At 68.7% G+C, this 13,726-nt stretch carries 11 protein-coding genes; 6 read left to right on the forward strand and 5 right to left on the reverse strand.

Going from position 1 to position 13,726, the window contains the following annotated elements; genetic code table 11:
- Nucleotides 1-63: 63 nt before the first annotated feature.
- The 5 genes from hutH to hutI are packed head-to-tail and all read left to right on the forward strand — an operon-like array spanning nucleotide 64 to nucleotide 6,695.
- Entirely contained in the window at nucleotides 64-1,587 is a 1,524-nt protein-coding gene (gene hutH / locus ABD683_RS09415; RefSeq protein WP_344769369.1) for a histidine ammonia-lyase, read from the forward strand.
- Nucleotides 1,584-3,296 (forward strand): urocanate hydratase, encoded by a 1,713-nt coding sequence (gene hutU, locus ABD683_RS09420; protein ID WP_344769371.1) that lies wholly within the window; start codon nucleotides 1,584-1,586, stop codon nucleotides 3,294-3,296. Before hutH ends, hutU begins: the two co-directional genes overlap by 4 nt.
- Nucleotides 3,293-4,468 carry an allantoate amidohydrolase gene (locus ABD683_RS09425; RefSeq protein ID WP_344769373.1) on the forward strand — a complete coding sequence of 392 codons (1,176 nt, stop codon included), beginning with the start codon at nucleotides 3,293-3,295 and terminating at the stop codon, nucleotides 4,466-4,468. The genes hutU and ABD683_RS09425 overlap by 4 nt, the downstream gene beginning before the upstream one ends.
- Nucleotides 4,465-5,574, forward strand: coding sequence for a formimidoylglutamate deiminase (locus tag ABD683_RS09430; protein WP_344769375.1), 1,110 nt, complete (start codon nucleotides 4,465-4,467; stop codon nucleotides 5,572-5,574). Before ABD683_RS09425 ends, ABD683_RS09430 begins: the two co-directional genes overlap by 4 nt.
- Nucleotides 5,571-6,695 (forward strand): imidazolonepropionase, encoded by a 1,125-nt coding sequence (gene hutI / locus ABD683_RS09435; protein ID WP_344769377.1) that lies wholly within the window; start codon nucleotides 5,571-5,573, stop codon nucleotides 6,693-6,695. The genes ABD683_RS09430 and hutI overlap by 4 nt, the downstream gene beginning before the upstream one ends.
- Here the strand turns inward: hutI and ABD683_RS09440 are convergent.
- A complete protein-coding gene (locus tag ABD683_RS09440) occupies nucleotides 6,656-7,186 on the reverse strand; it encodes an anthrone oxygenase family protein (RefSeq protein WP_344769379.1) in 531 nt (176 codons plus the stop codon). The two genes, hutI and ABD683_RS09440, sit on opposite strands and share 40 nt — an antisense overlap.
- Nucleotides 7,183-8,619, reverse strand: coding sequence for an MFS transporter (locus ABD683_RS09445; protein ID WP_344769380.1), 1,437 nt, complete (start codon nucleotides 8,617-8,619; stop codon nucleotides 7,183-7,185). Before ABD683_RS09445 ends, ABD683_RS09440 begins: the two co-directional genes overlap by 4 nt.
- A gap of 107 nt (nucleotides 8,620-8,726) precedes the next feature.
- Here ABD683_RS09445 and ABD683_RS09450 point away from each other — a divergent pair, with 107 nt between their 5' ends.
- A complete protein-coding gene (locus tag ABD683_RS09450) occupies nucleotides 8,727-9,326 on the forward strand; it encodes a TetR/AcrR family transcriptional regulator (RefSeq protein WP_344769382.1) in 600 nt (199 codons plus the stop codon).
- On the opposite strand, the gene ABD683_RS09455 is transcribed toward ABD683_RS09450, so the two are convergent.
- From ABD683_RS09455 to ABD683_RS09465, 3 genes are read right to left on the reverse strand one after another with little or no spacing between them, the layout of a single operon-like run.
- Nucleotides 9,323-9,697 (reverse strand): YchJ family protein, encoded by a 375-nt coding sequence (locus tag ABD683_RS09455; RefSeq protein WP_344769384.1) that lies wholly within the window; start codon nucleotides 9,695-9,697, stop codon nucleotides 9,323-9,325. The genes ABD683_RS09450 and ABD683_RS09455 overlap by 4 nt on opposite strands.
- Before the next feature lie 9 nt (nucleotides 9,698-9,706).
- Nucleotides 9,707-12,325 carry a heterodisulfide reductase-related iron-sulfur binding cluster gene (locus ABD683_RS09460; protein WP_344769386.1) on the reverse strand — a complete coding sequence of 873 codons (2,619 nt, stop codon included), beginning with the start codon at nucleotides 12,323-12,325 and terminating at the stop codon, nucleotides 9,707-9,709.
- Between the two features lie 45 nt (nucleotides 12,326-12,370).
- Nucleotides 12,371-13,588, reverse strand: a complete 1,218-nt coding sequence (locus ABD683_RS09465) for an MFS transporter (RefSeq protein WP_344769388.1) — start codon at nucleotides 13,586-13,588, stop codon at nucleotides 12,371-12,373.
- Nucleotides 13,589-13,726 lie beyond the last annotated feature (138 nt).

Consider the following 13,726-nt stretch of genomic DNA (forward strand, 5'->3'; position numbering starts at 1 on the left):
ATCCGAGACAGGACTGTCTCTGCACCCATGGCGCGGAGACCCGTCGGAGGAGTCCCATGGAGCATGGGCAACGTGATGGTGGGAGTCGGCGCGGTGGCGCCGGAGGATGTCGTACGTGTCGCGCGCGAGGGAACGCTCGTCGAGCTGAGCTCCGAGGCACGCGAGGCGATCACGCGGTCGCGTGCGGTGGTGGAGGAGATGGCGGCGTCGGACACGCCGGTGTATGGCGTCTCGACCGGCTTTGGTGCCCTGGCCACCCGGCACATCGAGCCCGAGCTGCGCACCCAGCTGCAGAAGAGCCTGATTCGTTCGCACGCTGCCGGCGCTGGTCCGCGGGTGGAGAACGAGGTGGTGCGGGCGCTGATGCTGCTACGCCTCTCGACGCTGGCATCGGGTCACACCGGCGTACGGCTCGAGACCGCCGAGGCCTATGCATCGATGCTCAACGCCGGTCTGACGCCGATCGTCCGCGAGTACGGCAGCCTCGGCTGCTCCGGCGACCTGGCTCCGCTGGCGCACTGCGCGCTCGCGGTGATGGGTGAGGGCGAGGTCGAGGACCACGGAGTCGTACGTCCCGCCGGCGAGGCGTTGGGCTCGTACGGCCTGGCGCCGGTCGAGCTGGCCGAGAAGGAAGGGCTCGCGCTGATCAACGGCACCGACGGGATGCTCGGCATGCTGGTGCTCGCGCTGCACGACCTGCGGCGGCTGCTCGACACCGCCGACCTCGCGGCGGCGATGAGCATCGAAGGGCTGATGGGTACGGATCGCGTGCTCGCCGCCGACCTGCAGGCGCTGCGCCCGCACCCGGGGCAAGCCGCGTCGGCGAAGCACATGGCGGCACTGCTGGCCGGATCGCCGATCGTGGCGAGTCACAGAGTTGGCGACGGCCGCGTGCAGGACGCGTACTCGTTGCGCTGCGCTCCGCAGGTGCACGGTGCAGCCCGCGACACCCTCGAGCACGCCACCACGGTTGCCGGCCGCGAGCTGGCATCGGCGATCGACAATCCGTCGGTGCTCGCCGACGGACGCATCGAGTCGCACGGCAACTTTCACGGAGCGCCACTGGCCTACGTGCTCGACTTCCTCGCGATCCCGGTGGCCGATGTCGCCAGCATGAGCGAGCGTCGTACCGATCGCTTCCTCGACGCGTCGCGCAACCAGGGGCTGCCGCCGTTCCTCGCCGACGATCCGGGCGTCGACTCGGGTCACATGATCGCGCAGTACACGCAGGCCGCCATGGTGTCGGAGCTCAAGCGGCTCGCGGCCCCGGCCAGCGTCGACTCGATCCCGTCGAGCGCGATGCAGGAGGACCACGTGTCGATGGGCTGGTCCGCCGCCCGCAAGCTGCGGACCTCCGTCGACCTGCTGACCCGCGTGCTGGCGATCGAGATCTACACCGCGGCACGTGGCATCGACCTGCGCGCGCCGCTCGAGCCCGGGCCCGCCACCGGTGCGGCCATCGCGCTGCTCCGTACGCGGGTCGCCGGCCCGGGTCCCGATCGCTACCTCGCACCCGACCTCGAGGCCGCCACCGAGCTCGTACGCTCCGGCGCCCTCCTCCACGCCGCACAAGGAGAACTGAAATGAACCGTCCCACCATCCGCGCAGCCCGCGGCACCACGATCACCGCGAAGTCGTGGCAGACCGAGGCGCCGATGCGCATGCTGATGAACAACCTCGATCCCGAGGTGGCAGAACGCCCCGAGGACCTCGTCGTCTACGGCGGCACCGGCAAGGCCGCGCGGAGCTGGGAGGCGTACGACGCGATCGTCCGCACCCTGGAGACGCTCGCCGACGACGAGACGCTGCTGGTGCAGTCGGGCAAGCCGGTCGGCGTGTTCCGCACCCACGAGTGGGCGCCTCGAGTGCTGATCGCCAACTCCAACCTGGTCGGCGACTGGGCGACCTGGCCGGAGTTCCGCAAGCTCGAGGCCGAAGGCCTGACGATGTACGGCCAGATGACGGCCGGATCGTGGATCTACATCGGCACGCAGGGCATCCTGCAGGGCACGTACGAGACGTTCGGTGCCGTTGCACGCAAGAGGTTCGGCGGGTCGCTCGCCGGGACGCTGACCCTGACGGGTGGCGCAGGTGGCATGGGTGGTGCGCAGCCACTCGCCGTGACGATGAACGACGGCGTCGCGCTGGTGGTCGACGTCGACGAGACTCGGCTCGAGCGGCGGGTCAAGCACGGCTATCTCGACGAGTACTGGACCGATCTCGACCAGGCGATCGAACGCGCCGTCGCGGCCAAGAACGAGCGACGGGCGCTCTCGGTCGGCGTGGTCGGCAATGCCGCGACGATCTTCACCGAGCTGCTCGAGCGCGGCACCCCGATCGACATCGTCACCGACCAGACCAGCGCGCACGATCCGCTGAGCTACCTGCCCGAGGGCATCACGGTCGCCGACTGGCACGCCGAGGCCGCGCGTGATCCGGACGGCTTCACCCTCAAGGCGCGCGAGTCGATGGCCACGCACGTACGCGCCATGGTCGGCTTCATGGATGCCGGGGCCGAGGTGTTCGACTACGGCAACTCGATCCGCGAGGAGGCGCGGCTCGGCGGGTTCGATCGGGCGTTCGAGTTTCCCGGATTCGTGCCTGCGTACATCCGGCCGCTGTTCTGCGAGGGCAAGGGTCCCTTCCGCTGGGCCGCGCTCTCAGGTGATCCCGCCGACATCGCCGCGACGGACCGGGCGATCCTCGAGCTGTTCCCCGAGGACGAGCACCTGGCCCGCTGGATCACCAAGGCGCAGGAGAAGGTGCATTTCGAGGGACTGCCGGCTCGCATCTGCTGGCTCGGCTACCAGGAGCGTCACCTTGCCGGACTGCGGTTCAACGAAATGGTGGCGTCCGGCGAGCTGAGTGCTCCCGTCGTGATCGGACGCGACCACCTCGACTCCGGCTCGGTGGCGTCGCCGTACCGCGAGACCGAGGCCATGGCGGACGGCTCGGACGCGATCGCCGACTGGCCGCTGCTCAACGCGCTGCTCAACACGGCGTCGGGTGCGACCTGGGTGTCGATCCACCACGGCGGCGGTGTCGGCATCGGTCGCTCGATCCACGCAGGTCAGGTCATCGTCGCGGACGGTACGCCGCTGGCTGCGCAGAAGATCGAGCGCGTCCTGGTCAACGATCCGGGCACGGGAGTCATGCGCCACGTCGACGCGGGCTATGACCGCGCCGCCGAGGTCGCGAAGGAGCGGGGCCTCCGGGTCCCGATGTCCGAGCGAAGCGAGGATCCTAGGGAGCGAAGCGACCGTGAGGGAGCGCCAGCGACCGAAGGAAGCGAATGAGCCTCGCCGACCTCTACGACATTGGTCGTGATCCGACGACCGGCGGCTATCGGCGGTATGCGTGGAACGACGCCGACATGCTCTTGCGGGAGTGGTTCTCGGGCGAGGCGGCGGCTCGCGGGATGGAGCTCGTCGAGGACGGCAACGGCAACCAGTTCGCGTGGTGGGGGAGTGCCACGGATGCACTGCTGATCGGATCGCACCTCGACTCCGTACCGGATGGCGGCGCGTACGACGGCCCGCTCGGCATCACGTCATCATTCGCGGCCGTCGACCGGTTGCGCGCCGAAGGTGTCACGCCGAGCCGTCCCATCGTGATCGGCAACTTCGCTGACGAGGAGGGTGCGCGCTTCGGTATCGCCTGCGCCGGCTCGCAGCTCATCACCGGCGTGCTCAGCGCCGACCGGGCTCTCGCCCAGAAGGATCGCGACGGCATCACGATGGCGGAGGTGCTCAAGGCCCGCGGACGTGATCCCCAGACTGTCGGCCCATCAGACCTGCTCGACCGGATCGGTACGTTCGTCGAGCTCCACGTCGAGCAGGGGCGATCACTGGTCCACACCGGTGATCCTGTCGGAGTGGCCTCGGCGATCTGGCCGCATGGCCGGTGGCGCCTAGACTTCTGCGGCGAGGCCAATCACGCCGGCGCCACGGTCATGGAGGACCGCCGCGATCCGATGCAGGCTTACGCTGCGAGTGTGCTCGCCTCTCGTCGCCTCGCCACGGATGCCGGAGCGCGTGCGACGTTCGGTCGGCTCGAGGTCGAGCCCGGCGGCACGAACGCCATACCGTCGCGAGTTCGTGCGTGGCTCGATGCCCGCGCCGCCGACGAAGGCACCTTGGATCGACTTGTCGACAATATTGTCGCGGCGGCACAGGCCGAAGCAGGACGTGATGGCACCACGGTCGAGCTGACGGCCGAGTCGGTGAGCCCGGCGGTGGAGTTCGATTCCGCCCTGCGCGACCGGCTCGCAACGCTGCTCGATGCGCCGGTGCTGCCGACCGGCGCCGGCCATGACGCGGGAGTGCTGAGCGCGCACGTCCCGACGGCAATGTTGTTCGTGCGCAATCCCACTGGCATCTCGCATTCGCCGGCCGAGTTCGCCGAGGACTCCGACTGTGAAGCTGGCATCGAAGCGCTGACCGCCGTCGTACGTGAGTTGGCCACGTGACGACTGTCCCGGCTTTCGCCAACTGCCACAGTCACGCGTTCCACCGTGCTCTGCGAGGGCGGGTCACAGGCGCAGAATCCTTTTGGTCATGGCGCGACCAGATGTACTCGCTGGCCGGGGCGCTCGACCCCGACCTGCTGTTCGACCTCGCCCGCGCGACGTACGCCGAGATGTACCTGGCCGGCATCCGCAGCGTCGGCGAGTTCCACTACGTGCACCACCAGCCGGACGGGACGCCGTACGACGATCCCAACGCGATGGGGGAGGCGCTGATCGCCGCTGCCCGGGAGGCCGACCTGCGGATCACGCTGCTCGACACGTGCTACCTGGCCGCCGGATTCGGGAAGGCGCCGGAGGGGGCGCAGCGGCGCTTCGCCGACCGTGACGCGGATGCCTGGGCTGCGCGCGTCGAGACCCTCGCCCGCAAGCACGCCGACGCCGACGACGTCGTGATCGGTGCGGCGATCCATTCCGTACGCGCGGTGCCCCGCGACCAGCTCGCGACCGTCGCGAGGGCGCTGCCAGATGCGCCCCTGCACGCACACGTGTCCGAGCAGCCCGCCGAGAATGCCGAGTGTGTCGCCGCCACCGGGCTCACCCCCGTCGCCCTGCTCGCCGAGGCGGGAGCCTGGACGCCGCGCACCACCGCCGTGCACGCGACCCACCTGACGACCGACGACATCGCGACGCTTGGGACGCACCACTCGTACGTCTGCTTCTGCCCCACGACCGAGGCCGAGCTCGCCGATGGCATCGGCCCCAGCGTCGCACTGCGTGATGCCGGCGCCCGGCTGACACTCGGCTCCGACAGCAATACCGTGATCGACATGTTCGCCGAGGCTCGTGCCGTCGAGATGCATGAGCGGCTGTCGACCGGTGTACGCGGTGCATGGACCGCCGACCAGCTCTGGCTCGCCGCGACCACGACGGGTCACGAGTCGCTCGGTCTCGTCGTCACCGACACGATCGAGGTCGTCGACTCGGTACGCACCGCCGGCGCCCACGAGCTGCTCTGGGCTGCGACGGCTGCCGACGTCGAGGGCGACCCCAACGATGTCGCCGAGCTGCTCGAGTCGGCGATCGATGCGTGCTGGAGCCGGGCATGACCCCGATGCTGGTCACCAACATCGGCGAGCTGGTGACGTGGGACGACGAGCAGCCGATCCTCGACGACGCAGCCTTCGTCGTCGACGGCGGCAGGATCGCGTGGTTCGGACGGCGTACCGAGGCACCCGACGCCGATGCCGTACGCGATGTCGGCGGTGCGGCTGTCATCCCGGGATTCGTCGACTCCCACACGCACCTGGTGTTCGCAGGCGACCGCTCCGCGGAGTTCGAGGCCCGGATGACGGGGCAGCCGTACGCCGCGGGGGGCATCCGTACGACGGTCGCCGCGACCCGGGCTGCGACCGACGAGCAGCTCGCGGCCAACGTCGCTCGTCACCTCTCCGAGATGCGTGCCCAGGGCACCACGACGGTCGAGATCAAGAGCGGCTACGGGTTGACGGTGCACGACGAGGCGCGGTCGCTGGCGATCGCCCGCGAGTTCACCGAGCAGACCACCTTCCTCGGCGCCCATGTGGTGCCGGCCGAGTCAGAGATCGCCGACTATGTCGAGCTGGTCACCGGCGAGATGCTCGAGCGGTGCGCGCCGTATGCACGGTGGATCGACGTGTTCTGCGAGGACGGCGCATTCGGCGCCGACGAGTCACGCGCCGTGCTCGAGGCCGGCATCGCAGCGGGGCTCCTGCCGCGCATCCACGCCAACCAGCTCGGCCCCGGACCCGGCGTACAGCTCGCCGCCGAGCTCGGCGCGCCGGCCGACCACTGCACCTACCTGTCCGATGCCGACGTCTCCGCCATCGCCGACTCGGGCATCGTCGCCGGACTGCTCCCGGGTGTGGAGTTCTCGACCCGCCAGCCCTATCCCGACGCCCGCCGCCTGCTCGACGCCGGAGCCGCCGTGGCGCTGGCGACGGACTGCAACCCCGGCAGCTCCTTCACGTCGTCGATGGCGTTCTGCATCGCCGTCGCCGTACGCGACATGGGCATGAGCCCTCGCGAAGCGCTCTGGTCGGCCACCGCAGGGGGCGCGGCATCGCTGCGGCTCGACGACGTCGGGCACCTGCGAGTCGGCGCCAAGGCCGACTTCACGGTGCTGAACGCCCCGTCGTACGTCCACCTCGCCTATCGCCCCGGCGTCCCGCTCGTGGCGGCGACCAGCTGACGTACGCCGCCCCGCCGCGGCCGGTGGAGACCTGAGGCGAGCACGAGGCAGCCGAACGCCAGCGCGGCAGCGGCGGTGCGGACGGCGTGCGCCACCTGCCAGCGATCACGGTCGGTCGCCCAGTCAGCCGGTGGCCGGGCGACCGACCAGTCGAGCTGGTCGGCGTTGATCGGCAGGTTGATCGTCACGGTCGTGACGAAGACGATCAGCAGTAGGACGAGGGCAGCCGAGGTGAGCCCGAGGCCTGCCCCGCCCCGCCTCAGCCCGACGCAGACCAGGACGATCGCGGCGATGACGGTGGGAAGCAGCGTCCCGGTCGCCAGGGCGTCCATGCGGACGAGCTCGACTTGCCGCACCTGGGTGTAGACCGACGCGTCGAAGCGCCTGAGCGACAGCTCGAGGACCAGGATCGTCAGGAGAAAGCCGGTGAAGATCCCGCCCAGCACGACGCTGACGACTCGGGCGACCGACTCGATGGCTGCGTACGTCATGCCGCCACCTCGGCTTCGTGGGTGTTGGTCGCACGCAGGCCCATCAGCGCACCGACGGCGAGGAACACCGCACCGACGAACAACCCGCGTTGGAAGCCCTCGACCAGTGCCTCGTCCGGATGGGCTCCGTCGGTCAGCAGCCCGTTCGTACGAGAGGTGGCCAGCGCCGACAGGATCGCGAGACCCAGCGCACCGCCGACCTGCTGCGACGAGTTCAGCAGCGCGGCAGCGAGGCCGGCCTGCTCGCTCGGCACGCCGGCGTTGGCGGCGTTGATCAGTGCGACGAACACGGCGCCGATGCCGAGCGACATCACGACCATGCCCGGCAGCAGGTCCGAGACGTACGAGCCGTCGACCGGGATGCGCGAGAACAGGTAGACACCCACCGCCGTGATGAGTGCGCCGACGACCACGAGCGGCCGCGTGCCGACCCGGCCGATCAGGCTGGACGCCGTGCCGGCCGAGACGCCGATGACGACGCAGACCGGCAGATAGGCGAGACCTGTCTTGATCGGGGAGAACCCGAGGACCGACTGCATGTAGATGCTGAGGAAGAAGAACATCGACACGAACCCGGCGAACACCGTGAGCTGGGTGATGTTGGCGGCGGCCAACCCGCGGATCCGGAAGACCGACAGCGGCACCAGTGGATTGCGGATGCGTGACTCGATGAGGCAGAACGCCGCGAGGAGGGCGGCCGAGCCGACCATGCCACCGACCGTCCGCAGCGAGCCCCAGCCCTCGTCCGGCGCCTCGACGAGGGTGTAGACGACGAGCAGCATCGCGCCGGTGGCGAGCGCCGTACCGACCAGGTCGAAGCCGTGCTTGCGCTCCGCCGGCCGGTCGTCGTTGATGAGGGCATGGATCGCGGGGATGAGGAAGGCGCAGATGATCGGGTTGATGAACATCACCCAGCGCCAGCCGGGTCCTTCCGTGAGCACCCCGCCGAGCAGCACGCCGACCGCCGACGCCAGGCCGCCGACAGCCGCCCACGCCCCGAGTGCCTTGTGCCGCTCGGGTCCTTCCGCGTACGTCGTGGTGAGGATCGACAGGGTCGCCGGAATCGTCAAGGCAGCACCGACGCCCTGCACCAGGCGGGCGCCGACGAGCACGGTCGACGTGTCGGCGAAGCCGCCGATCAGCGAGGAGATGCCGAAGATGACGATGCCGGCGACCAGGACGTGGCGGCGCCCCAGCAGGTCGGCGGCCCGGCCGCCGAGGAGCATGAATCCTCCGTACGTCAGCAGGTAGGCGCTCGGCACCCATTGCAGCTCCTGGACCGAGAACCCGAGGTCCCCGCGGATCGCGGGAAGCGCGACGTTGACGATCGTGACGTCGATGAGGTCGAGGAATCCGACTGCACAGAGCAGCGTCAGGATGAGTTTTCCGCGGGTCGTCGCGAGGATGCCCGGTGGTGCGATGTCGGTGGTCATGATGGCCCTTCCGGAGGAGATGAGGTATTTACTGAGTGGCTACTCAGGTACAGTGACATATTCTGAGTCAGAACTCAAGAATTGGCTCGTGCCGCTATGGTGGCGGGATGGCAGCACCACAGAGGACGCGTGGACGTCCGCCGTCCGGTGGTCGCGAGGAGATCCTCAAGGCGACCCACGAGCTGCTGCGCGAACGAGGGATGGCCAGGCTGACGACTCGCGAGGTCGCGTCGCGGGCCGGCGTCTCCGAGGGCAGTGTGTTCTATCATTTCGACGACCGCTTCGGCCTGCTGAAGGCCGTGTTCGAGCGCTCAGTCGGGCCGCTGCACCTGGAGGAGGTGCGGCACGGATCCGACCTTCGTGAGGTCGTGACGACGATGTCGGAGAGCATCGAGGCGTTCCTGACGGGCAGCCTCGACGTGCTGATCGCCGCCCAGTCCGACGCCGAGCTGCGTGACTCGCTGCACGTCTACATGCTCGAGAACGACTTCGGTCCGCACCGCGGCATCGCCGGCATCGGCGCCTACCTTGCCGGTCAGCAGGAGGCGGGGCTCGTACGCGGCGACGTCGACCCCAAGGTCGTCGCCTCGATGATCGTCAACGACGCATTCCAGCGCTCCTGTGTCCCCAAGCTGGTGGGCAACCGCAAGGGCATCCAGCCGCGAACCGCGTTCATCGACTCGCTGCTGACCATGATCACGGCCTAACGAGTCCCGTCGACATACAACCATCGGCCGTCGTCGCGGACGAAGCGGCTGACCTCGTGCTGGCTGTCGGCTCCGTCGGGTGAGCGGTAGTACGCCTCGAACTCGACGACGCCCGTGGTCTCGAACGGGCTACCGCCGCTGGTGCTGAGGATGTCGAGGCGATACCAGCTCCGCTCGGCGTCGAGCTCCAACGACGGCGGCCGGGTGTCGGGGTGCCACGTTGCGAGGAGGTAGGTTACGTCGCCGACCGCGAACGCACTGAAGCGCGACCGCATCAGCTGCTCCGCCGTCTGGGCGACAGCAGACCCTGAGTGGAGTCGTCCGCAGCATTCCTCGTACGTCAGCCCGCTGAGGCACGGACACCGAGTCATGCACGCTGCCTAGGGCTTGGTCTCGTCGTCCTTGTCGGTCGGCGTACCGCCCTCTTGGAGCCATTCCTCGACGGCCTCGTCGTCGGCCGTCGTGGCCGCGTCCGCGGCCTCAGCCTCTTCTTCGCGGGCGTCCCCCTCGACGGGTTCCGTCTCGTCGGGCACCTCGGTGACCTGCTCGGCAGGACCCTCGTCCTCGGACTGACTGTCGCCGGCGGGCACGTCGTGCACGGCTTCATCCGCGCCGCGCTCTCTGTCCTCGTGAGCCGTGACAGGGTTGTCGCCGGCGGCGGCTTCAGCGGCAGCGTCGGCTGCGGGCGCGGCGTCCTCGGTCGCGGAGATCGAGTCGGGATCGGCCTTGTCCTCGGCGTCGGGCTCGGCCTCGGTCGCCTTCTCGACGACGGCGGCAGCGGTGGCGGCCTCGGCCTCGGCGACAACGGCTTCGTCATCTGCCTGGGACGGCTTGGCAGGTGCACGCTTCACGCCGGCCAGTAGCATCTGCGCGACGTCGAGCACCTCGACCTCTTCGCGAGCGTTGCCCTCGCTCTGCTCGGCAGTGAGTCCGTCCGACAGCATGACGCGGCAGAACGGGCACGCCACGGCGATCTGGTCGGCACCCGTGGCGACGGCTTCCTTCGTACGGTTGGTGTTGATGCGCGTGCCGATGGTCTCTTCCATCCACATCTGCGCACCACCGGCGCCACAGCAGAACGACTTCTCGCTGTTGCGCGGCATTTCGGCCAGCTCGGCACCGGGGATGATGCTGAGCAGCTCGCGCGGCGGCTCGTAGACCTTGTTGTGGCGACCGATGAAGCACGGGTCGTGGTAGGTGATCTTCTTCTTCTCGGTCTCGGCGTCGGGCGGCAGCGGGGTCAGCTTGCCCTCGCGTACGAGCCGGTTGAGCAGCTGCGTGTGGTGGACCACCTCGAGCTCGACGCCGAACTCGGCGTACTCGTTCTTGAGCGTGTTGAAGCAGTGGGCGCAGGTCGAGACGACCTTCTTGACCTTGGTCTCCTTGAACACCTCGGCGTTCTGCATCGCCAGCTGCTGGAAGACCATCTCGTTGCCGGCTCGCCGCGCCGGGTCGCCGGTGCAGGTCTCGCCGTCACCCAGGACCGCGAACGTCACGCCCGCCATGTCGAGGAGCTCGGCAACGGCCTGCGTCGTCTTCTTGGCACGGTCTTCGTACGCGCCGGCGCAGCCGACCCAGAACAGCCAGTCGACCTCGTCGAGGTCCTCGACGTCGACGCCGACCTGCTTGACCTCGAAGTCGAGGTTCTTGGCCCAGTCCATACGGCCCTTGGGATCCATGCCCCACGGGTTGCCCTTGCGCTCGAGGCCCTTGAAGATGTTGGTCAGCTCGGCGGGGAAGTTGGACTCCACGATCACCTGGTAGCGACGCATGTCCATGATGTGGTCGACGTGCTCGATGTCGACGGGGCACTGCTCGACGCAGGCGCCGCACGAGACGCAGGACCACAGGACGTCGGGGTCGATGACCGCGCCGCCCGTCGGGTGCCACGCATCGCCCTCGGTCGGGCCGACCAGTGCGCGCTCGGCCTCGGCCTTGACCTTGTCGGGCAGCGCGTCGCGGGCGGCGTCGTCCTTGGCCAGCGTGTAGGGAGCCTTGGCGAACGCGTGGTCACGCAGTCCCATGATCAGGAGCTTGGGGCTGAGCGGCTTCTCGGTGTTCCACGCGGGGCACTGGCTCTGGCAACGGCCGCACTCGGTGCAGGTCGCGAAGTCGAGCATGCCCTTCCAGCTGAAGTCCTCGACCTTGCCGACGCCGAGCTTCTCGAAGTCCTCTTCCTCGAGGTCCTCCATCTTCTCCATGTCGAGCGGCTCGCCGTTGATCATCAGCGGCTTGATCGAGCCCAGGGCGTTGGGGCGGCGGCTGAACAGGACGTTGAGCGGCGCCAGGAAGATGTGGAGGTGCTTGGAGTTGAGCACCTGGATCAGGAACACCAGCATGATGCCGATGTGGAGAAGTAGTCCGACGTGCTCCAGGACCTCGTTGGTGTGCTCGCTGAACCCGGAGAGCCAGTCACCGACGAGGTGGGATGCGAAGGCGCCCTTGCCGTACGGGAACTGTCCGGTGTTGACGCCGGCGCCGCGGAACAGCAGCATCGACGCCACGACGAGCACGATCATGCCGAGGACGATCCAGGCGCCACCGAGGTGGGAGCCGGAGAAGCGCGACTTGCGGCCGAGCTTGGAGGGTGCGTTCTTGATGCGGATGATCGCAAACGTGGCGAGGCCCACGAGGGCCATGACGGCGATGAAGTCCTGGAGGAAGCCGAGGGCGTCCCACGTGCCGATGAACGGGATGGCGAAGCCGGGCTTGAACAGCGATCCGTAGGCCTCGAGGTAGACCGACGCGAGGATCAGGAACGCCCAGAAGACGAAGAAGTGCGCAGCGCCGGGGATCGACCACTTGAGGAGCTTCTTCTGGCCGAACACCTCGACGACCTGTGTCTTGATGGCCCGGCCGATGCGGCTGGTGACGCCCTCGACGCGATCGGGAGCGGGCTGGCCGCTCATGATCAGCCTGTAGAGGAAGACGACGCGCTTGCCCGCGATCGGCAACACGATTGCATTGAGCAAGAGCCCAAGCACCAACACAGTCGACATCGGACACTCCTACCTGCAGCGATTGCTCTTGAGTTCGACCTGAGACTACCCGCCATCGTCGGCAGCGGCTGTGTCACGGTCGTGTGACTTCGGTGATGCTTCACCGCGTACGGGGATCAGTGGGATGGCGAGCAGGGGGAACACGGCGACCAGACCGAAGGCCCAGGCGTAGCCGTGGCTCGTCACCAGCGCACCGATGACCGGGGGTGACGCCGCGGCCATGAGGAACTGCCCGGTGTTCTGCGTGCCCATCGCGCGGCCCGACCAGTAGGGACCGCCGATCTCGGCGACGGACGTGAAGGCCAGGCCGTTGTCGGCGACCGTGATGACGGAGGCGATGACGATGAGCGCAACGGCCAGTGCCGTGCCCTCCAGGAGGCCGAGGGCGAGCATTGTGGCGGCGGCTGCGATCGCGACGGTACGCATGGGGCCGAGGCGGCTGCCGACGCGATCCGACCACGCACCCGCGGCGATGCGCCCTGCAGCGCCGAGCAGCTGGGTCGAGGCGACGAGGATGCTGGCCGCGAGCACGGACCAGTCCTTCTCGTCGATGAGCCACACCAGTGCGTACGTCCACACCGTGAACTGGGGGACGACCAGCAGGGTGGAGGAGAGGTGGATGCGCCACAGCCGGGAGTCGCGCGTGTAGGGGTTGACCAGGTGGCCGAGGCCCTCGGACTCGGACCGGCTCGGACGTGGCGGATCGACGACGAGCGTGCCGGCGAGCACGGTTGCCAGGCCGCAGATGCCGGCGATCGTCAGCAGAGTGGGTCGCATGCCGTACGCGTCGACGAGGTTGGGGACGACGAGCGCCGCGATCCCCACACCGAGCGGCTGGGCCGTCTGCCGGATGCCCATCGCGGTGCCGCGCCGCTCTGGGGGGAACCAGCCGACGACGATGCGGCCGCTGGCGGAGTTGGTGCTGGCACCGCCCATCCCGCCCAGGAAGAGGAAGACGCCGATCGCGACGTACGACGTGCTGAGCGCCGCGGCGGTCGAGCCGAGTGCCAGCAGGCCGAGGCCGATCGTCATCGACAGGCGCTCGCCGATGCGATCGACGATCGCTCCCCATGCGATCAGCGTGAGCATCATGCCGACCAGCGGCGCGGAGGCGAGGAAGCCGGCCTCGACGAGCGTGAGCCCCTTGACCAGGTGGAGGTAGGGGATGAGGAACGGTGCCGCGTTGACGAACACCGAACTGGCGGCCTGGCCGATCATGCCGACCGCGAGCATCAGCCAGCGGTTCGGCACGGGCTTGGGCATGTCCACATCCTGATACGAATTGTCTCAACATACAGACTACTCCGGGACCGCCGGTATCGCGGCGAGTGACCAGACTCTGGTCAGAAATCTGGCACCCATCCCCTGTTGCAACAAGGGAGGAGTGCCAGTTTCCCAGCA

Origin of the sequence: Aeromicrobium panaciterrae, assembly GCF_039537165.1 — a bacterium.
GTDB classification, from domain to species: domain Bacteria; phylum Actinomycetota; class Actinomycetes; order Propionibacteriales; family Nocardioidaceae; genus Aeromicrobium; species Aeromicrobium panaciterrae.